20 protein-coding genes are annotated in these 20,266 nt (G+C 61.0%); 8 read left to right on the top strand and 12 right to left on the bottom strand.

Going from position 1 to position 20,266, the window contains the following annotated elements; genetic code table 11:
• Window positions 1–82: 82 nt before the first annotated feature.
• From J7412_RS05505 to J7412_RS05485, 5 genes are all read right to left on the bottom strand, one after another.
• Complete coding sequence (locus J7412_RS05505; protein WP_247743785.1) at window positions 83–718, bottom strand: hypothetical protein; 636 nt, start codon at window positions 716–718, stop codon at window positions 83–85.
• Between the two features lie 28 nt (window positions 719–746).
• A complete protein-coding gene (locus J7412_RS05500; RefSeq protein WP_209061573.1) occupies window positions 747–881 on the bottom strand; it encodes an aa3-type cytochrome c oxidase subunit IV in 135 nt (44 codons plus the stop codon).
• Between the two features lie 116 nt (window positions 882–997).
• Complete coding sequence (locus J7412_RS05495; RefSeq protein ID WP_209077774.1) at window positions 998–1,447, bottom strand: DUF6173 family protein; 450 nt, start codon at window positions 1,445–1,447, stop codon at window positions 998–1,000.
• 10 nt (window positions 1,448–1,457) lie between these two features.
• Window positions 1,458–2,501 carry an MBL fold metallo-hydrolase gene (locus tag J7412_RS05490; RefSeq protein ID WP_209077773.1) on the bottom strand — a complete coding sequence of 348 codons (1,044 nt, stop codon included), beginning with the start codon at window positions 2,499–2,501 and terminating at the stop codon, window positions 1,458–1,460.
• A complete protein-coding gene (locus J7412_RS05485; RefSeq protein WP_209077772.1) occupies window positions 2,501–4,222 on the bottom strand; it encodes an acyl-CoA dehydrogenase in 1,722 nt (573 codons plus the stop codon). Before J7412_RS05485 ends, J7412_RS05490 begins: the two co-directional genes overlap by 1 nt.
• A 118-nt stretch (window positions 4,223–4,340) precedes the next feature.
• Here J7412_RS05485 and J7412_RS05480 point away from each other — a divergent pair, with 118 nt between their 5' ends.
• Entirely contained in the window at window positions 4,341–5,285 is a 945-nt protein-coding gene (locus tag J7412_RS05480; RefSeq protein ID WP_209077771.1) for an L-threonylcarbamoyladenylate synthase, read from the top strand.
• Window positions 5,286–5,364: 79 nt separating this feature from the next.
• Window positions 5,365–6,507: a serine hydrolase domain-containing protein gene (locus J7412_RS05475; RefSeq protein WP_209077770.1), complete on the top strand. Its 1,143-nt coding sequence runs from the start codon at window positions 5,365–5,367 to the stop codon at window positions 6,505–6,507.
• A 28-nt stretch (window positions 6,508–6,535) separates the two neighbouring features.
• Here J7412_RS05475 and J7412_RS05470 read toward each other — a convergent pair whose 3' ends face one another.
• A complete protein-coding gene (locus J7412_RS05470; protein ID WP_209062069.1) occupies window positions 6,536–7,099 on the bottom strand; it encodes a YqgE/AlgH family protein in 564 nt (187 codons plus the stop codon).
• 181 nt (window positions 7,100–7,280) lie between these two features.
• Here J7412_RS05470 and J7412_RS05465 point away from each other — a divergent pair, with 181 nt between their 5' ends.
• Window positions 7,281–8,099: a protein-disulfide reductase DsbD domain-containing protein gene (locus J7412_RS05465; protein WP_209077769.1), complete on the top strand. Its 819-nt coding sequence runs from the start codon at window positions 7,281–7,283 to the stop codon at window positions 8,097–8,099.
• Between the two features lie 39 nt (window positions 8,100–8,138).
• Here J7412_RS05465 and J7412_RS05460 read toward each other — a convergent pair whose 3' ends face one another.
• The 5 genes from J7412_RS05460 to J7412_RS05440 form a co-directional block, all read right to left on the bottom strand.
• Window positions 8,139–11,537 (bottom strand): efflux RND transporter permease subunit, encoded by a 3,399-nt coding sequence (locus tag J7412_RS05460; RefSeq protein ID WP_209077768.1) that lies wholly within the window; start codon window positions 11,535–11,537, stop codon window positions 8,139–8,141.
• Window positions 11,538–11,540: 3 nt separating this feature from the next.
• Complete coding sequence (locus J7412_RS05455) at window positions 11,541–12,995, bottom strand: HlyD family efflux transporter periplasmic adaptor subunit (protein WP_209077767.1); 1,455 nt, start codon at window positions 12,993–12,995, stop codon at window positions 11,541–11,543.
• A 151-nt stretch (window positions 12,996–13,146) separates the two neighbouring features.
• Entirely contained in the window at window positions 13,147–13,689 is a 543-nt protein-coding gene (moaB, locus tag J7412_RS05450; protein WP_209077766.1) for a molybdenum cofactor biosynthesis protein B, read from the bottom strand.
• Between the two features lie 9 nt (window positions 13,690–13,698).
• Window positions 13,699–14,304, bottom strand: a complete 606-nt coding sequence (locus J7412_RS05445) for a metallophosphoesterase (RefSeq protein ID WP_209077765.1) — start codon at window positions 14,302–14,304, stop codon at window positions 13,699–13,701.
• Entirely contained in the window at window positions 14,301–15,107 is an 807-nt protein-coding gene (locus J7412_RS05440) for a uracil-DNA glycosylase (RefSeq protein WP_209077764.1), read from the bottom strand. Before J7412_RS05440 ends, J7412_RS05445 begins: the two co-directional genes overlap by 4 nt.
• A 113-nt stretch (window positions 15,108–15,220) precedes the next feature.
• Between J7412_RS05440 and J7412_RS05435 the strand changes: the two genes are divergently transcribed.
• From J7412_RS05435 to plsY, 5 genes are all read left to right on the top strand, one after another.
• On the top strand, window positions 15,221–16,174 hold the full coding sequence (locus J7412_RS05435) for an aspartate carbamoyltransferase catalytic subunit (protein WP_209061617.1): 954 nt from the start codon (window positions 15,221–15,223) through the stop codon (window positions 16,172–16,174).
• 117 nt (window positions 16,175–16,291) lie between these two features.
• The gene (locus J7412_RS05430) at window positions 16,292–16,852 is read left to right on the top strand and encodes a hypothetical protein (RefSeq protein WP_209077763.1); all 561 of its coding nucleotides are present in this window, start codon (window positions 16,292–16,294) and stop codon (window positions 16,850–16,852) included.
• Complete coding sequence (locus J7412_RS05425; protein ID WP_209077762.1) at window positions 16,849–17,283, top strand: hypothetical protein; 435 nt, start codon at window positions 16,849–16,851, stop codon at window positions 17,281–17,283. Before J7412_RS05430 ends, J7412_RS05425 begins: the two co-directional genes overlap by 4 nt.
• Before the next feature lie 11 nt (window positions 17,284–17,294).
• Entirely contained in the window at window positions 17,295–18,569 is a 1,275-nt protein-coding gene (gene pyrC / locus J7412_RS05420) for a dihydroorotase (protein WP_209077761.1), read from the top strand.
• A complete protein-coding gene (gene plsY / locus J7412_RS05415; protein ID WP_209077760.1) occupies window positions 18,569–19,174 on the top strand; it encodes a glycerol-3-phosphate 1-O-acyltransferase PlsY in 606 nt (201 codons plus the stop codon). The genes pyrC and plsY overlap by 1 nt, the downstream gene beginning before the upstream one ends.
• On the opposite strand, the gene J7412_RS05410 is transcribed toward plsY, so the two are convergent.
• Window positions 19,155–20,093, bottom strand: coding sequence for a diguanylate cyclase (locus J7412_RS05410; protein WP_209077759.1), 939 nt, complete (start codon window positions 20,091–20,093; stop codon window positions 19,155–19,157). The genes plsY and J7412_RS05410 overlap by 20 nt on opposite strands.
• Between the last annotated feature and the right edge of the window lie 173 nt (window positions 20,094–20,266).

Raw genomic sequence — 20,266 nt, 5'->3', positions numbered from 1 at the left:
ATCGCGTCGGTATCCCTACGGTATTGCGTCTGTGGCATTTCACGCACAGAACACCCGAAAAACCATGGTTAACGTGCGCAGATCAGTTGGTCGCAGCGCGCTCATATTCCGGCACAAAAGCCGCAAGAACCTTGGATTTGTCCGCGTCGTCATATTCAAAGAGGCGATCATAGCTCGCCCCTTTGGCCGCGAAATACTCACTCAGCTTGCGGGGAGAATAGGTGCGTGGCGCATCCTCAAACCCCGGCAGGCCTGCCAGCACCTGAGAGGTGGTCAAAGCGCATTGTGATTCCAGCACCGGTCCAAGGGACTGAGCCTTGCGCAATGCCAACTCCGCGACTTCCGGCTCAACGTCCAAAGTCTGCACCACCACGTGGAAGGTCTCGCGCGCATGGAAGCGGGTGTACTGGTCGACCAGATAGGGCGTCATGCCGTAGACAACGTCGTTCTTCGCGGTGATCCCTTCCGTGCGGAAAGACCCGGCCGGGTCAAAGGCCACCCGTTCGCTGGCGTTGATCAGAAGCGAGGTATGTGCGCCCGATCCGTTGTCATTGGAAATCATTGTAAAGAGCGTGAGCTGCTTTGGCCCGGCATGGGCATAGCGGGCTGCGGCGACCTCCTGATCGAGCGCGTTGGTTTCAACCGGATTGCGCACGGTACACGCAGCAAGAGAAAGCGCCAGCAAAGCCAGCGCCATCATACGAATTGTCCTGATCATGTCGGGCACCTCTGTGGCCCTATTGGCCTTAGCTGTTGAAGAGAGCCAGGAAGATCAGAATGCCAATGCTTGCAGAAGCCACATACACAGAGGCTTTGATAAAGCCTGCAAAGGTTTTTTCCTGAACTTCGATATCCATCGAGCCGTGCTTGTGTTCTGCCATGGTCATTCCTCCTGTCGCTTATGTGCTTGGATAGCTGATTCAGTATCACCTGTCACCCTGCCTGCGCAGAGCAAGCCCCCAGAGAGGCGACACAAAATGCCGCACTGCCTGCGGGCCTATTTCTTAAGCCCTTCCGCCAGACGGAATCCGATGCGCGTGGGCGCCTCGCCATCATCGCTGGGTTTGGGCAAAGCCCGCAGCATCACATTGAGCTGGCTGACGTGCTGGACAAGCTGGGTTTTGATGCCGTTTGAGTCGGTGCCGTAGAAGGTCACGATGTCGGGATCAAAATAGCCCATACCCTCGATCCGCAGCACACCGGCCTCCCCGCCGACAAAGCCCATGGCCACCTCATGGGTTTCATCCAGCTGCTTTTCAAAGTTCTGGATATAGAGGATCAGCCGTTCATAGGCCCATTCGGCAGCGCTCTTGGATTGCACAGGTTCTTTGGCGACCTTTTCAGGCACCTCGACCTCTGCCACCTCTGGATTGGAATGTACCTCACGGCGGCGCGGCAGAGCCGCAGCCTCGGCTGCCTCTGCTGTGGTCTTGATGTCTTCGCTCATAAAAGCTGCCCTATTTGATCCTCTGCCAGACGTAGGCGCCATCTGCGCGCTTGGTCCGGTTTATCTCTCCAATCTGGTAGAGATGGTTCAAATGGGCAAGGGCCTCCACCAAGGCGAGACCATAGGCCCCTTCATCAATGGTGCGCTTGAACAAAGGCGGGAAGCACTCGCCTGCGGTTTTCGGATCATCGAGATGATCTTTCAAACGGTCGAGCGCGCCATGGTGGTTGTCGATCAGCTGGCGCATGCGGGTCGGCGCGCCGGTGAAAGGCAGTTTGTGTCCGCCAAGGATCAACTGATCCGCGCGTGCATAGATGGCCAGCCGCTCACAGGCCTCCAGCCAATCGGCCACGGGGTCCGCTTCAGGCTCGGTGGCGTAGACGCCGATGTTGGAGCTGATCGAGGGCAGTATCTGATCACCCGAGAGCACCAGATGGTCGTCGCGGCTCCAGAAGGTGGCGTGCTCCGGTGCGTGGCCGTTGCCGATATGCACATCCCAGTCGCGTCCGCCCATGCGGATCACGTCGTCCTGTTTGATGCGCTTAAAGCCAAGCGGCATGGGCGCAACCATATCCGCAAAGTTGAAGGGGCGTTCGCTGGCGCGTTTCTGGAAGATCTCTTCATCCATGCCGCAGGCACGGTAGAAATCGAGGGTTTCCTGACGGGGCACCGCCTGCTCATCGAGCTGCAGCATACGGGCAAACAGCCAAGCGGTGCGGGTTGTCCAGAGTTCCGCACCATGTTCGGATTGAAACCAGCCGGCAAGACCGACGTGATCCGGGTGGTGGTGCGTCACGACAACCCGCCCGACTGGTTTTCCAGCGAGCGGGCCATCAAGAAGTTTTTGCCAAATGGCGCGGGACTTTCTGCTGTCAAAACCGGTGTCCACCACCGTCCAGCTGTCGCCATCATCCAGCGCGTAGATGTTGACGTGGTCCAGCTTCATCGGCAGCGGCAAGCGCATCCAAAGAACCCCTTCGGCCACCTCGATGGCCTCCCCCTCTGCAGGGGGAGTTTCCCATGGATAGCGGATGCCTGCCGCGCCGTCGTGCATCAGGCTGCGCCCAGTTCTTCAGGGCTCAGCGCATAGAGGTCGCCAGCGCCTTCCATGGCGTGGGCCAGCACACCTGCGTGCTCTGGCAGCAGACGCTTGATGTAGAACTTGGCCAGCTTGGAGCGTGGGCCTTCGCCACCTTCCGCGATCGCTGCGCGCAGGTGATAGTAGCCACCCAGCACGCGGGCAAAGCCGCGCAGGAACGGCACGGAGCCAGCAAAGCGGTCGTTCAGATCGCCCTGTGCGACCATCCATTCGGTGGCTTCACGCAGGGTTTCGGTGGCCTGCCACAGAGGCTCTGCCAGATCTGCCATGCTCTCGCGCACTTTTTCCGCGCAATCTTCGATCTCATCAAGGATGGCATAGGCAGCATCGCCACCGTCCATCAGCTTACGGGCCACGAGGTCCATCGCCTGAATGCCGTTGGTGCCTTCATAGATCGCGGTGATGCGCACATCGCGGCTGAACTGTGCTGCGCCGGTTTCCTCGATGAAGCCCATGCCGCCGTGGACCTGAACGCCGTCCTCAGACACTTTGATGCCCACGTCGGTGCCAAAGGCTTTGGAGATCGGTGTCAGGAAGGCCGCGCGGGCGTTCCATTCTTTCGCACCGGTGGCGGTGCCCATGTCCAGCGCAACGGCACAGGCCATTTCGATGGCGCGGGCAGCGAAGATATCCGCCTTCATGCCGGTCAGCATACGGCGCACATCGGCGTGATCCATGATGGTGCCGGTGCCGCCTTCGATCATGCTGCGGCCCTGGGTACGCTCCATGGCATAGGCCAGCGCGTGCTGGTAAGCGGCTTCGGCCACACCCACACCCTGACCACCCACACCGAGGCGGGCGTTGTTCATCATGGTGAACATGGCTTTCATGCCGCCATGCTCCTGACCGACGAGCCAGCCTTTGGCGCCGTCGTATTGCATCACGGCGGTCGGGGAGCCGTGGATGCCGAGCTTGTGCTCAAGGCTCACAACTTTCAGGGAGTTTGGCACCACATAGTCGCCGTTTTCATCCGGCAGCAGCTTGGGCACGAGGAAGAGGCTGATGCCTTTGGTGCCGGAGCCGCCCTCGGGCAGACGCGCCAGAACGAGGTGGGAGACGTTTTCGGTGAAGTCGTTGTCACCCCAGGTGATGTAGATCTTCTGACCGGTGACAGAATAGGTGCCGTCCTCGTTGCGCTCTGCTTTGGAGCGCAGCGCGCCCACGTCGGAACCGGCGGCAGGCTCGGTCAGGTTCATGGTGCCGGACCATTCGCCGGACACCAGTTTGGACAGGAACATGGACTTCACCTCGTCAGAGGCGTGGTGTTCCAGCGCTTCGATCTGGCCCTGGGTCATCAGCGGGTTGAGCTGCAGAGACAGGCAGCCCGCGCCCATCATCTCGTTCACAGCGGCAGTGAGGGAGATCGGCAGGCCCATGCCGCCGTTCTCAGGCAGGGCGCTCATGGAGATCCAGCCGCCTTCCGCGATCTGCTTATAGGCATCGCCATAGCCCGGGGTGGTGCGCACGATGCCGTTTTCCAGCACGGCGCCCTCAAGGTCACCAGCGCGCTGCAGCGGAGCCATGACCTCTTCGACCATCTTACCGGCTTCCGACAGAATGGCGTCGCGGGTGTCGTTGTCTGCATCTGCAAAACGCTCGGTTGCAGTGATCTGAGCAAAATCGACCACGTGGTCGAACAGGAATTGGAAATCTGTCACTGGGGCACGAAAGGGCATCTGTCTCTCCGGCAGGCTTGGCTTTGATGAGCGCCGCATGTATGCAGCTTTGAGCGCAAAGATAGTGTTAGCAAGGATCCTATCATAGCGGAACGCGACGTCACTGGAGAGCCCCATCTTGGACACCAAAACCCTCCCTGCTGATGCCTCCGGCTTTGTTGAGGCCGAGACCCTTCTTCGGGGTGGCGGCTTAGTCGCTTTCCCAACGGAAACCGTTTATGGACTGGGGGCTGACGCCCGTCAGGATCATGCGGTGGCCCGCATCTTTGAGGCCAAGGGACGGCCCCGTTTCAACCCGCTTATCGTGCATGTCGCAGATGTCGAGACCGCAAAACGCTACGTCATTTGGAGCGACCTTGCAGACCGTATCGCCTCCGCCTTCTGGCCCGGCCCGCTGACGCTGGTCTTGCCGCTGCGCCCGGATTCGGGCCTGTCCCCGCTTGTCACCGCAGAGCTGCCCACCCTTGCGATCCGCGTGCCCGCCCATCCGGTGGCCAAAGCGTTGCTGGCGCAGTTTGACGGGCCGGTGGCCGCCCCCTCGGCCAATCCCTCCGGCAAGATCAGCCCGACCGAAGCCGCCCATGTGCGCGCTGGCCTCACCGGCCGGATCGAAGCTGTGGTTGATGGCGGTGCCTGTGATGTGGGTGTGGAATCCACCATCCTTGGCCTGTCTGACACCCCCACCCTGCTGCGCCCCGGCGGGCTTCCGGTGGAGGCGTTGGAATCCGCAATTGGTGCGCCGGTGGCGGGGCGCGCCGAGAACGCGCCGCTGACCGCTCCGGGACAGATGACCTCACACTACGCGCCCGGTGCCACGGTCCGCCTGAACGCCACCGAGATCAGTGCGGAGGAACGGCTGCTGGGCTTTGGCAAGGTTGACGGCGCAACCCTCAACCTCAGCCCTTCCGGGGATCTGACAGAGGCCGCCGCAAAGCTGTTTCACCACTTGCACCAGCTGGATCAGGACGGAGACGCGCCCATCGCAGTGTCCCCGATCCCTGAAACCGGACTTGGGCTGGCGATCAATGACCGGCTGAAGCGGGCGGCAGCTCCAAGAGATTAGCCCCTTCAAGCCTGCAAAGTTGTTTTGAAAAGGCTCCTGAGCTAGCTTTTCTCCCAATCGAGGTTTTGGGAGGAACCACATGTCGTCTGAGAATTTTGATCGCATCCTCAAGGATGCCGTTGCGGCGCAGGATGTGCCCTTTGTTGTGGCGATGAGCGCCAACGCCGATGGCGTTACCTACTCGGGAAGCTCAGGAGAGGCCGCCGCAGGACGCCCCGCTTCAGAGAACACGGTGTTTCGGATTTTTTCTGCCACCAAGGCGATCGGTTCGGTGGCCGCGATGATCATGATCGACCGGGGCAAACTGTCGATGGACACCCCCGTGGCCGATATCCTGCCCGACTGGAACAAGCTGCAGGTGCTGGAGCGCTGGGACGGCGGCACGCCTGTGATGCGTGCGCCCAAAACCACCGCCACCATCCGCCATCTGGCCACCCATCGCAGCGGGCTGGAGTATGAATTCTGGAACCCCGAAGTGGGCAGATATCTTGAGGCGACCGGACATCCCAGTGTGTTGAGCGGCACCAAAGCATCGCTCAACTATCCGCTGATGTATGATCCCGGCGACCGCTGGGGCTATGGCCCAAGCATCGACTGGCTGGGACAAGTGGTGGAAACGCTTGACGGGCGGCGCATTGACCAGTTCTGCCGCGAGGAGATCTTTGACCCGCTGGGGATGAACGACACCGCCTTTGAACCGGACGCCTTTGCAGATCGGCTGTCGGAGGTGCGGGCCCGCGGTGAGGACGGCAATTTTGTGCCGTTTGACTTGGCCCCGCCGCCTCAGCCAGAGGTCTATGGCATGGGGCATTGCCTCTATTCCACGGCGCCGGACTATATGAAGTTTCTCCGCATGTTGCTGAACAAAGGCGCGCTGGATGGGCAGCGCATTCTGTCTGAAAAAGCCTTTGCCGAAATGCTGGAAGACCAGATGGAGGGCAAGACGTTTCAGAAGATGGTGACCATTGCACCACCTGTGACGGCAGATGTGGAATTGCCTGAAGGCACCACCCACAGTTTTGCGGCGGTGCGTTTTGAGGCCGATGTTCCGGGGCGGCGCAAAGCCGGGTCACAAAGCTGGGCCGGGGTGTGTAACACGCATTACTGGGTGGATCCGGCGTCAGATGTGGCTGGTCTGGTGTTCACGCAATCCCTGCCTTTTGTGGAAGCGCCCTATCTGCGGACCTATGAGGCGTTTGAAACGGCGGTTTATGCGCAATAGAGGCCGTTGAGGCGGGCGTTGGCCTGCCTCACGCCCGACCGGCGGCGGCGGAAAGAGTCAGCGCATCGACGCCGAGGCTTTTGAGGGCATTGGCCCATTTCTCGCCGTCCGGATCGTCAAACACCAGATCCGGTGCGGCTTCGGCCACAAGCCAGCCATTTTCGCCAATTTCACGCTCGAGCTGCCCCGGCCCCCAACCGCTGTAGCCCAGCATGGTCAGCGCCTTTTGCGGGCCGCGCCCTTCGGCCATGTCCTCAAGCACATCCTGTGTGGTGGTCAGGGCAAAATCCGCGCCCACGCGCATGTGGCTGAGACCGGATTTATATTCCGGCGAATGCAGCACAAAACCGCGCCCCGTTTCCACGGGGCCACCGAAATGCAGCGCAGAGGGTGCATCCGGCTGGTGGGTGGAAATCGAGAGTTGCTCAAACAGATCGGTGAGTTTCAGCCCGTCGATGGATTTGTTGATGATCAACCCCATCGCGCCTTTTTCAGAATGCTCACACATCAGCACCACGGAATTGGCAAAGCGCGAGTCTTCCATCCCCGGCATGGCAATCAGAACCTGCCCGGTGAAATCGAGCTCGTCCATTTTGGTGGTGCTGTTTTCTTCGCTGCTCAAGACGCCTCCTTCAACAGACGCGCTGTCTGTACATCCAACATGTGCGCCTGCCATCATAGACTCAAGTGGTAAGCGTTGTGTTTCAGTCTCACACGGGTTTCTCGCCCGATTGTGAGTTGGATTTCAGCCGATTCTGGCCCATCAAAAGCTCATGTTCAAGACAACCGCACGTACCCTCACCGCGCTTTGCGCTCTGATTTCGCCTGCCGTGGCGCCTGCTGTGGCGACGGCACAGTCCTTTGATCAAGTGGTTCAGGCCGAGGTTCTGCCCGGCTGGCGCAATGCGGATGGGACCCATACGGCGGGGCTGCGGATCACATTGAATCCGGGGTGGAAGACCTATTGGCGTGCGCCCGGGGATGCGGGCATTCCGCCGCGAATTTCCTGGCAGGGCTCGCACAATGCGCGCGATATTGCGGTGAGCTGGCCGACGCCGGATGTGTTTTATGAAAACGGCATGCGCTCCATCGGGTATTCCGAAGAGCTGATCCTGCCGGTGAAGATCGACCCGAAGAAATCAGACAAGCCTGTGCGGCTGAAGGCGGTGCTCGATATTGGCGTTTGTCGCGACATCTGTGTGCCGCAGCGGCTGCACCTTGATGGTGAGCTGGCGGCCCCCGGCACGCGGGACGCGCGGATTGTGGCCTCCATCGTGGATCAACCGCTGTCGGCAGATGAGGCGGGCGTTTACAAGGTCACCTGTACGCTTGCACCAACAAACGGCGGTGTGAAGCTTCAGGCCAAGATCAAGATGCCCCGCGCCGGTGGCGCAGAAGTCGCGGTGATTGAAACCGCCAATCCTGAGATCTGGGTTGCGGAAGGCACCACAACGCGCAGCGGGGACACGCTGATTGCGGAGACCGAGATGGTGCATGTCTCTGATGCGTCGTTCCTGATCAACCGCTCAGATCTGCGCTTCACCGTGCTGAGTGACGGCGATGCGGTCGATATTCACGGCTGCACCGGATAATCAGGGCAAACAGGGTAACCGGAGCGAGGGGGCGAAAGCCTATGCCGATGCTCCGGACCGGCGGGCGCGATACAGCATCCAGCCCGCCGCAGCGCCATAGCCCAGTACGCAGACCAGCCCAGCGCCCAGGATGAACACCAAGAGTGCCATGATCGGCGTGGTCACACCTGCGAACGCGGGCACGATCTGACCGAGCAGCGGGTGCATCTGCCCCTGCAGCACCATCCAGCCCATGGTCATCACCAGCCAGCCGGTCAGCACAGCCCCGCTCAGTAACAGCGCGCCCTGCAACCGGCGCGCACGGCGGGCGCGGCCAAAGGCTTGCACCTGACGGGCGAAATCTGTCTGGATCGCCATCAGCGCGGGCACCACGATCAGCACCAGCAACATGCCAAAGCCAAGGCCATAGACCAGCGTGATCACCGTGGGCTTGAGGAACTGCGCCTGCGCGCTGCGCTCAAACAGCAACGGGGCGAGGCCCAGAACCGTGGTGGCGGTGGTCAGGAACACCGGTCGCAGGCGGTCTGCCGCGCCGTCGATGATGGAGGGGATCACGCCGCGGTCCTTGGCGTGTTCGTCAATCGTGGTGACCAGTACGATGCTGTCATTGATGATGATCCCGGTCATGCCCAGCAGCCCCACAACGGTGAACATGCTGAGCGGCACATCATGCAGGTTGTGGCCAAAAATCGTGCCAACGAGGCCAAAGGGGATGATCGCCATCACCACCATGGGCCGGGTCCAGCTTGAGAACACCCATGCCAGCACAAGGTAAATCCCGCTGAGGCATAGAATAAGCCCTGTGCGTGCATCGTTGAGGAATTCATCCTCCTGCTCTGCCAAACCGGCCAGACGCCATTCCACCTGTTTCTCGCTGGCGATGGTGGGCAGGATGTCTTCGCGCAGTTGCTCTAGGATAGCCTCGGCGCGGGCGGGGTCATCTTCGGAGATGTCGCCTGTCACATTGATCAGCCGCACGCCGTTTTCGCGCCGCACGGTGCTGAAACCGGTGCGGCTTTGCACGGTCACCACATCTGCGAGCGGCACATAGGCCCCGGCGGGTGTGCGCATCAGGCTGCCTTCAAGGAAATCAGCGGTCAGCTCGCCTTCGGGCAGTTCCACGCGGATCGCCGCGCTGCGTGGGCCATCCGGGAAGGTGGCGGCCTCAAGCCCGTTGAGCCGGTGGCGCAGCTCGCGGCCAAGCGCGTCAATGGAGAAGCCCAGCGCGCGGCCCTGCGGCGTGAGATCTAGGATCAGTTCCTGTTTGTCGTAGTTCAGGTTGTCCTCAACGGCGGAGACCTCAGGAAATTCTTCCAACGCGGTTTTGAGCGCCTCACTGGCCGCTTTCAGAGTTGGGCTGTCAGAGCCGTAGAACTCCACATCCAGCGCATCGCCCCCGGGGCCGGAGCGCCAGCCACGGAAACTGATCTGATCCACCAGCGGATGGCGCGCAACGCTGTCTTGCAGGGCGCCCACAAAGGCAAAGCTGGAATAGGGGCGCAGGTCCGCGTCAATCAACTCAATGGCGATGCTGCCCAAAAGATCCGGATCAAGGCTTTCAGAGCCGGGCAGCGCCCGTCCGCTGTTGCCGCCGATCACAGCAATCACATAGTCCAGCGGGTTTTCACCGTAGCGTTCCTCAAATTGCTTACCCAGCTCTTCGGTGGCGCGCTGCATCTCTTTCATCATGGCAAGGCTGTCTGCGCGGGTCGCGCTGGGCAGCATAGAGAAGTTGCCCGTGACCGAGCCGCGTTCCGGTGCATTGAAGAAGCGCCATTTCACATCCCCGTTGATGAAGAGTGCGGCCTGCGACGCTAGCGCCACAACCGCCACGGCGAGCACCGGATAGCGCGCCCAGATCACCAAGCGCATGAAGGGGCGGAACATGTTTTCACGCACCCAGCGGAAACCCTGATTCACCACGCGGCTTGGCACGTCATACCAATGCTCTTTGGCGGAGTGTTTGATGGCATGTGACATGTGGTGGGGCAGGATCAGGAAGCATTCCACCAGCGAGGCGATCAATACCACGATCACCGTGAAGGGAATGTCGGCGATCAGATCGCCAAACCGCCCGCTGATCACAGTGAGGCCAAAAAAGGCAATCACGGTGGTCAGGGTGGAGGAAAACACCGGCATGGCCATCCGGCGCGCGGCGTTCTCAGCCGCAACGGGGGCTGGTTCGCCCAAGCGGCGCGCGCGGGCATCGGCATGTTCGCCCACCACGATGGCATCATCCACCACGATTCCAAGCGTGATAATCAGGCCAAAGAGCGAGATCATATTGATGGTCAGCCCGCCCACATACATGAGCGCCACAGCGGCAAACATCGCAGTGGGAATACCCGCTGCGACCCAAAAGGCTGTGCGGGTGTTCAGGAACAAAAACAGCAGGATCAGCACCAGCGAGAGACCGGCGATGCCATTGTCCAACAGCAGGTTCAGACGGCCGGTGATCGCCTCAGAGCGGGTTCGGATCAGATCGATGGACACGCCTTCAGGCAGGGTGGCGCGCATCTCTGCCACCACGTCTTCGACCTGCCGCTGGATGCCGATGGCATCGCCTGCCTCTGAACGATCGACACGCACAGCCATAGCCGGGTTTTCACCCACAAAGTAGGAACGGTTGCGATCCACCCCCTCAAGGCGGATGGAGGCGACATCGTCCACCGTCAGTTTGGTGCCATCAGGATTGGAGCGCAGAACGATACCGGCGATCTCATCTGGTGCGCGCTTCTCGATGCCGGTGCGCACACGCGCCACAGCGCCGGTGACGTCGCCTGCGGGGTCAGCATTGACCTCCTGCGCAATTGCATCTGCAATCTCTGCAATCGCGATATCATGGGTGATCAGATCAACGGAGGACACCTCAACGATGGTTTGTCGCTCAGCCAAGCCACGTATGGTCGTGCGGGTCACGCCCTCGGTGTAGAGCCGCGCCACAAGCTCATCGGCAAAGCGCGCAAGTTGGTCCACGTCAACGGGGCCGGTGATCACAACATCGGTCACCCGGTCGCGCCAAGCGCCGCGCCGCACCACCGGATCATCGGCTTCTTCCGGCAATGTGGTCACGGCATCCACCGCCACCTGCACGTCATCTGTGGCCCGCGCCATATCCCAGCCGGGTTCAAAATCCATGGTGATGCGGGCGGAGCCTTCGGTTGAGCGGGACTCGGTCGACTCGACACCCTCGACGGCCAGCAAGGCAGGCTCCATCACCTGCACAATCGCCGCATCAACATCCTCGGCGCCGGCGCCTTCCCATGTGATGTTGACGGTGACATTGTCGACCACCACATCCGGGAAGAACTGCGCCCGCATGCGGGGCATGGCCGCGATGCCTGCGATGATCAGAACCACCAGCAGCAGATTTGCGGCTGTGCGGTGGCGGGTGAAGTAGCTCAGCAATCCGCCCGCGCGGGCTCCGATCTCACGCATGGGTTAGCCTCCCATCCGGCGACGCAGGCGCTCGACCATCTGGGCGGGCACCTCCGGCTTGGCCAGCGCCTCAAGGATGCGTTTCTTGGCATCACTTGGCATCCGGCCATTGGCTTCGACCGCGGCCACAAAGCGCTGGCGCTCCTCGTCACTGAGCGCCACCATTTCGGGTGCTTCGATCTGGGAGCTGTCACCGCTCAGCGGTTTTACGGCAATCCCCTCGCCCAAGAGCGGGGTGCGTCGGGTCACCACGTTCTGGCCCGCAAGACCACGGGCGCGCACCAGCACATCATCGCCCTGTCGGCGAATCAGGTTCACTTTCATGGCCTGAAGGCGATCCCCCTCGCCCACCACAAGCACGTCATTGGCGGCACTCAGCGCGGTCGCAGGCAGGCGCACCACATTTTCAAGCTCCGGCTCTTTCACGCGCACGGTGACAAAATCGCCGGGCTTCAAGCCGCGCGCGCTGTCAAGCCGCGCATAGAGCACCCGACCGGTTTGCCCCTCCCCTACGGCCGCCGCATCGCGGGTGATCACGCCGGTGGTGGAGAGGTCGGTGTTGAGCGCATCCAGCGAGACCCGCACCTCGGCCTGATGCAGCTGATCGGTGGCGTCGAGCAGCCGCGCATATTGGGTGGTGGAGACCCGAAAAGCGACTTCCAGCGCGTTTGCGTCAATCAAAGTGGCGAGCCGCTCGTTCATGGACACCAGCCCGCCCTGCACAATGGTCACCTCTGACAGGGTGCCGCTGAAATCCGCACGAATCACCGTGTCATCGAGATCTTTCTGGGCTTCGGCCAAGAGGATGGAGGTGCGCTCAAACCGGGTTTTGGCCTGATCCACACGCGCCTCTGCCTGCGCCACGGCGCGGCGGTTTGACAGCACGGCTTGTTGTGCGGAGGCTTGGGCGAGCTCTGCGGTTTCCACGGCAGCGGCGGTGCCCACGCCGCGTTCCTGCAGATCCACCTGACGGTCATAAGCTGTCTGGCGCAGCGCGTATTGCGCCTCCGCCGCGCTCAGCTCATCGCGGGCCAGCGCCAGCGTGCGGTCCGCATCGCGCCGCTCGGCCTCGGCATCCAGAACATCATTGGCCACACGATCGAGCGCATAGCGTGCTTTGGTGGGGTCGACCTGAACCAGCATTTCACCAGTCGTGACCCGCGCGCCATCTTCAAAGTTTTCAGAGAGATGCACGACGGTTCCGGCGGCAGCGGCGCGCACTTCGAGCGAGCGGCGGCTCTGCACCTCACCAAAGGCAACAAGCTCCGGTATTTCTGCCCCCGGCTCGGCGCGCTTGACGTTGACCGTGAAGATACGCTCACGCGCCGGTGGGCCTTTGGCATCCTGAGAGAGCCGCTCTTCGACCGCGCCCCGCACCAGATGGCCCGCGTAGAGCAAAAATCCAGCGGTCACCGAGAGCAGAAAAAGCCCGGTCAAACTTTGCCGCAAAAATCTCATACGCTGCGCCTCCGTGCGTGGCTTGACCCCATGATGCGCCTGATCCGGGAAGAATCCAAGACGACGCATGGTTGATACGGACGCCCGTCAGGTTTCCGTCACTTTAATTTACGCTTTGCCGATAAATGTGATGGGCCGTGAAGGCGCTCGCTCACTTGCGGCGCTGATGCTCATCCAGACGCGGCATAATTTCGACGAAATTGCAGGGACGGTGCCGGTAGTCGAGCTGATAGGCGAGGATCTCATCCCAGGCGTCTTTGCAGGCGCCGGGGCTGCCGGGCAGCGCGAAGAGATAGGTGCCCTGCGCAACGCCTCCGGTGGCGCGGCTCTGCACGGCGCTGGTGCCGATCTTTTGCATGGAGACCATGGTGAACACCGTGCCGAAGGCATCAATTTCCTTCTCATAGACATCGCGGTGCGCCTCCACCGTGACATCGCGCCCGGTGAGACCGGTGCCGCCGGTGGAAATCACCACATCAATCGCTTCGTCTGCGCACCATGCGCGCAGCTGATCGGCGATCTCAGCACGTTCGTCGCGGATGATTTTACGATCGGCGAGCACATGCCCTGCCGCCTCAAGCCGTCCGACCAGCACGTCGCCGGAGCGGTCTTCTTCAAGGGCGCGGGTGTCGCTTACGGTCAGCACGGCAATGCGCACAGGAATGAAATCTTTGCTTTCGTCAATGCGGCCCATGAGCGGCTCCTAGTTTTGCGGGGTGACGTCCAGCCATGTGCCGGTCGGGCCAAGGTTCATGACGCGGGTGTTGCCGACCATGGCGCTCTTTCCCCAGCAGTCGTGAATATGGCCACAGACCACCAGCGGCGGCGCGATGCGTTTGATGATGTCAAGCACGGCGGTGGAGCCGAGCGACATGCCATTTGAGGCAACATCCACCACGCCTTTGGGTGGGGAATGGCTGATCAGAATGTCGGCGGCCTCACATTTTGCAAGCATCCCGGCCGCAGTGGCTTCATCAAGGTCACAGGACCAGTCGGTGAAAGGCGTGACCGGCACGGCGTAGCCCAGACCAAAAAGCTTAAGCCCCTCAAACTCATAGGCCTCGCCATGCAACACAATGGCATTGGCGGGTGCGGCAGCGCGCAGCTCAGCTTCGCTTTCGTTGTTGCCCGGCACCATCACCATGGGGGCCGAGATGCCCTCGATCAGCGCCAGCGCGCCTGCCAGATCCTGCCGGTGGTTGGTAAAATCCCCTGCGGCGATCACCAGATCGGCCTCTTTGCTGGCTTCAACCAAGCGGTCGGCCTGCACCCGCGACCGGTGCAGATCGGAGAAAGCAAGTATTCTCACGACATATCCTCCAGCTTGGCCTTCAGGCTCAAGAGATCTGCCCAGGCCTCGCGTTTGGCGTGGGGCTGGCGCAGCAGATAGGCGGGGTGGAACATCGGCATGACCGGCTTGTTAAAAGCCTCCTGCCAATTGCCGCGCAGGCGGGTGATACCGCGACGACCCAGCACCGCGTCACAAGAGATGTTACCCATCAGCACAATGACCTCAGGTGCGACGATCTCCACATGGCGCTCCAGAAACGGGCGCAGCATGGCGATTTCTTCAGGTTTGGGGTCGCGGTTTTGCGGCGGGCGCCACGGCAGCACATTGGTGATGTAAACCGCATCTTTGGACAAAGGCACATCCCGTCCCATGTCGATGGCGGCGAGCATGCGATCAAGCAGCTGACCGGCGCGGCCCACAAAGGGTTTGCCTTCGCGGTCTTCGTCCCGCCCCGGCGCTTCGCCGATGATCATCACCCGCGCGGCGGGATTGCCATCTGAAAACACCAGATTGCGCGCGCCCCGTTTCAACTGACAATGCTCAAAGGCGGCCATGGCGGCCTGCAGCTCTTCCAAGCTTTTTGCGGCTTTGGCGGCGACCTGCGCCTCGGCGACCGGATCGATCTGTGGCACGGGCTGAAGCGGCATCGGCTGCGCAGGCTGTCCGGCCTTTTTCTTCGCTTTGGGCGCTTCTTTTGGGGCCTCATAGCGGTTGAACGGCGCATCCAGAATCGCCTCTGTGGCCCCCAGTTCCACCTGCCATTCCAGCAGGGCACGCGCCGTGTGATAATCCAGTGCGGAGGGGTCCAAAGTCGATTCCATGGCCACAGACTATCCCTATGGCCGACCAGACAAAAGGGCGCATCACACCGCATGCTTGCCCCGCCCCCCCGGGCTACCTATAAGCGGGCCAATATCGGCATAAGGAGCAGACCATGCGCTTTGACCACAAGCACCTTCTGGGGATCGAGCCGCTACGGCCCGAGGAAATCACCACCGTGCTGGATCTGGCCGATCAATATGTCGATCTGAACCGCCGCGCCCACAAACATTCTGATGCGCTCAAGGGCCTCACACAGGTCAATATGTTCTTTGAGAACTCCACCCGCACGCAGGCGAGCTTTGAGCTGGCCGGCAAACGGCTGGGCGCGGATGTGATGAATATGGCGATGCAGGCGAGCTCGATCAAAAAGGGCGAAACCCTGATCGACACGGCCATGACACTCAATGCCATGCACCCCGATCTGCTGGTGGTGCGCCATCCGCATTCCGGTGCGGTGGACCTTTTGGCACAGAAAGTGAACTGCGCGGTGCTGAACGCCGGGGACGGCAAACATGAGCATCCGACACAGGCGCTTCTGGATGCGCTGACCATCCGCCGTGCCAAAGGCCGTCTGCACCGGCTCAATATTGCGATCTGCGGGGATGTGGCCCATTCGCGCGTCGCGCGTTCCAACCTGATCCTGCTGGGGAAGATGGAGAACCGTGTGCGGCTGATCGGGCCACCCACATTGGTGCCGGGCAACTTTGCCGAATTTGGTGCCGAAATCTATGAGGACATGGAAGAAGGCCTTAAGGATGTGGACGTGGTGATGATGCTGCGCCTTCAGAAAGAGCGTATGGACGGCGGCTTTATCCCTTCCGAGCGCGAATATTATCACCGCTACGGGCTGGATGCCGCGAAGCTCGCGCACGCCAAAGACGACGCCATTGTGATGCACCCCGGCCCGATGAACCGGGGCGTCGAAATTGACGGCGAGATCGCCGATGACATCAACCGCTCCGTTATTCAGGAGCAGGTGGAGATGGGCGTGGCGGTGCGCATGGCGGCGATGGATCTGCTTGCACGCAACCTGCGGGCAAATCAACCTGCAGAAGCGGAGGTTTAAGCCTATGGAAGATCCCAAAGATCCGCGCATGTCCGGCCGCGTCGCCATGGTGGCGCTTCTGGTGATGTTTGCCTTTGTCGGCCTCATGATCTGGATCGGAGGTTAAGCGCGGTGCGGGTGTCTGACTCCGAACGCGGGCTGGTGCGGCTCTTTGCCGTCGACCTGTCGCCGGAGCAGATTCCGGGCTTTCGCGATATGCCCGAAGATACGGAGGACAGCGCGGATTGGCCGGTTGCCAAAGCGCTGGGCGCAAGCACGCTGGACCCCGATTTTGTCGAGCTGTTTGATCTGCGTGATCTCGATGATCTCGGACTGACAGGCTATATGGTCGAAGGCCTTGGGATCGCCGCAGCCGATGTGAAAGAGGACGCGGCGCGGCTGTCGAGCCAGAAGGGCTGGATGCTGGTGGTGCTGTCCTCGGCGTTTGAGGGCACTGCGCAAACCCTCTCCCCCAGATCTCCGCTGCGCTGGATCGGCACCTATAAGGAAGAAACCGCGCCGGTGCAGTTTGCCCCTCTGCCGGACAAATCCGCAAAAGGCGCACCGCTGCCGCCGGAGGTCGCCCCGGAGCCCGTCCCTGCCCCGCGCAGCCCTTACCTCACACTGCTGGTTGCGCTTTTTGCTTTGCCGCTTGGCGCGGCACTGCTTGGTTTTCTCATATTATGGATGATCGGATGAACACGCATCTGACCCCCAATGCAGAGCTGCTTGACGCCGAAAGCGTGCAGCAGAGTTTTTCTGCGGATCGCGCGACCTATATCCGCGCCAACACATGGCTTGCAGCCGCAGCGATGTTCGGCGGCATGGTCGTGCTTTGGCTGCTGGGCAACCCCTATGTCTGGACCGGCGCTGTGGGGGGCTTGGGCGCGATTGTGGTGCGCGGCGCTTATCTGATGTCTGATGAACTGGCGATGCGTTGGGACCTGACAAATCAGCGCCTTCTGGGCCCCGGCGGCCGGATGATCGCGCTGGAAAACATCGAAAAAATCAACAAAATGGGCAGCTTCGTGCAGGTTGTGACCCAAAGTGGTGACAAACATCTGATCAAGTATCAGAGCGACCCAGAGGCCACGGTGGCCGCCCTGAAACGCCAAAGCGGCGCCCTTTAAGGAGAGCAGAAATGACCACGCTTTTCACCAACGCCCGCCTGATCAACCCGGCAGAGGGCACGGACGCCCCCGGCTGGCTGCTGGTCGCGGAGGGCAAGATTGCGGGCTTTGGCACAGACACGCCGCCAGCGGCAGACGAGTCCATCGATTGCGGCGGGCTGTGCCTTGCGCCGGGGATTGTGGACATTGGTGTGAAAGTCTGTGAGCCCGGCGAGCGCCACAAGGAAAGCTACAAATCCGCAGGTCTGGCGGCGGCGGCGGGTGGTGTGACCACCATGGTCACGCGCCCTGACACGCTCCCTGCGATTGACACGCCGGAGACGCTGGAATTTGTCGCGCGCCGCGCCAATGAAGCCGCACCGGTCAATGTGTTGCCTATGGCCGCGCTGACCAAGGGGCGCGAGGGTCGCGAGATGACCGAGATCGGCTTTCTGATGGACGCGGGCGCGGTGGCCTTCACCGATTGTGACCATGTGGTGCGCGACACCAAAGTGCTGTCCCGTGCGCTGACCTATGCGCGCTCTTGCGGTGCGCTGGTGATTGCCCACCCGCAGGAGCCTGTGCTGTCCAAAGGCGCCGCGGCAACCGCGGGCAAATTTGCCGCGCTGCGCGGGTTGCCTTCGGTCTCGCCCATGGCGGAGCGTATGGGGCTGGATCGCGACATTGCCTTGGTGGAGATGACCGGCGCACGCTATCACGCGGACCAGATCACCACCGCGCGCGCTCTGCCCGCGCTGGAACGCGCCAAAAACAACGGCTTGGACGTGACAGCGGGCACCTCGATCCACCATCTGACCTTGAATGAGCTGGATGTGGCTGACTACCGCACATTCTTTAAGATCAAGCCACCATTGCGGGCCGAGGATGACCGTCTTGCGCTGATTGCGGCGGTGAAATCCGGACTGATTGACGTGATCAGCTCGATGCACACCCCGCAGGATGAGGAAAGCAAACGCCTGCCATTTGAGGAAGCGGCATCGGGCGCGGTGGCACTGGAGACCCTGCTGCCAGCGGCGATGCGGCTCTATCACAACGGGGATCTGACCCTGCCCGAGCTGTTCCGCGCGCTGGCGCTGAACCCGGCGCAGCGTTTGGGGCTTGCAAGCGGTCAGATGGCCGAAGGCGCGCCTGCAGATCTGGTGCTGTTTGATCCGGATGCGCCCTTCGTGCTCGACCGGTTCAAGCTGCGCTCCAAATCCAAGAACACCCCGTTTGACGACGCCCGCATGCAGGGTAAGGTGCAGGCAACTTACGTGGCCGGTGAGGCCGTATACCGGAGAGACTGATGCCCATTTTGGAAACTGCGCCCGCTGTCCTGCTTCTCTGGGCCGCGATTGGCTATCTTTTGGGCTCGATCCCCTTTGGCATGGTGCTGGCCCGCGTGATGGGGCTCGGCAATCTGCGCAACATCGGTTCCGGCAACATCGGTGCAACCAATGTGCTGCGCACAGGCTCCAAGAAAGCCGCCGCGCTGACCTTGCTGCTGGATGGCGGCAAAGGCGCGGTGGCCGTGCTGATCGCGCGCGCCATGGCAGGCGAGGACGCCGCACAATTGGCCGGGCTGATGGCGTTTCTAGGCCATTGCTATCCGGTGTGGCTGAAATTCAAAGGTGGCAAAGGTGTAGCGACCTTCCTTGGCCTAATCCTTGCGCTGGCGTGGCCCGTGGGCATCGCCTGCTGCCTGACATGGCTTGTGACGGCTGCGATCTCTCGCATCTCGTCGCTGTCAGCGCTTGTGGCCGCCTGCGCGAGTGCCATCTGGATGTTTGTTCTGGGCTACGGCAGCGCAGTGTTTCTGTCGCTGGCGCTCGCAACAATTGTGATGTGGCGGCACCGCGAGAATATTGAGCGCCTGCGCGCGGGCGAAGAGCCTAAGATTGGGGCGAAGTAAGCGCGTTTTCGAGCGTGGAAGGTATCCTCACCCCGCCTTCCACCATCACCTGGTTCCGGCCAGAGTTTTTGGCCATATAGAGCAACTCATCTGCGCGCTTGAGCAGGGCCGCGGCGGCGCTGGATTGGTCGCAAATCTCGGTCAGCCCGATGCTCACCGTTAAACGGATTTTGTTGGCGTCAGCTACAATTTCGCTGGATTGGATGGTGGATCGCAACCGCTCACAGGCCGCATATGCGCCAATCAAATCGGTGTCGGGAAAGACCAGCGCAAATTCTTCGCCGCCCAGTCTGCCAACAAGGTCAATTGTGCGAAATTCGCGTATCAGCATCCTTGAAAGCTGTTGCAGGGTCTTGTCCCCTGCATCGTGACCGTAGGTGTCATTTATCCGCTTGAAATGATCGACATCGAGCATGGCCACCGACATGGGCAGACCTTGTTTCCGGGCCGTATCAAATTGCGTTTCCAGTGTTTTCAGAAACGGCCGACGGTTGGAAACCTGAGTCAGCGGGTCCGTGTTCGCCTCAATCTGAAGCAGCTCATAAGCTTTGGTAAGCTCTCGGATGCTCAGAATGCCGACAAGCTTCTCATCCTCAAGCACAGGGATGTGACGGATCGCGTTTTCATTCATGAGGTGCAGCAGATAGCTCACCTCGTCCTCCGGGCCGCAAGAAATCACGGTGCGGGTCATGACGTCTGAAACCAAGGCCTCTGCGGCTTTGGGATCGCAACTTGCCACCACAGGCAGGAGATCCCTTTCAGAGACAATCCCAACCATCGTATTGACTTCGTCCGTCACGACCAATGCACCAAGTTTGAGTTCGATCAGAACATTGGCGGCTTGCCGAAGCGTCGAATGAGGTCGAATGCCCTCGACCTTGTTCGTGTCCTTCGACTTCAATAACTGAGACACTCTCACGCTACAGCCTCCCTGCATTACGGCCTGTAGGGTACAAGCCTTAGATCAGCAGAAGTTAAAAGGCTCTTTCTAAATATATTTTTGAACGTAAAATTTAGCTAAACTATCAATGTGTTGAGGCTCAAGCGTGTTTTTGTTCGGGGCTGCGGAAACCTGTGGAATGGGGAAGAGCC

It is taken from the genome of Shimia sp. R9_3 (assembly GCF_017743755.1).
Taxonomy (GTDB): domain Bacteria; phylum Pseudomonadota; class Alphaproteobacteria; order Rhodobacterales; family Rhodobacteraceae; genus Shimia.
This window is presented reverse-complemented; position numbering and strand designations above follow the sequence as displayed.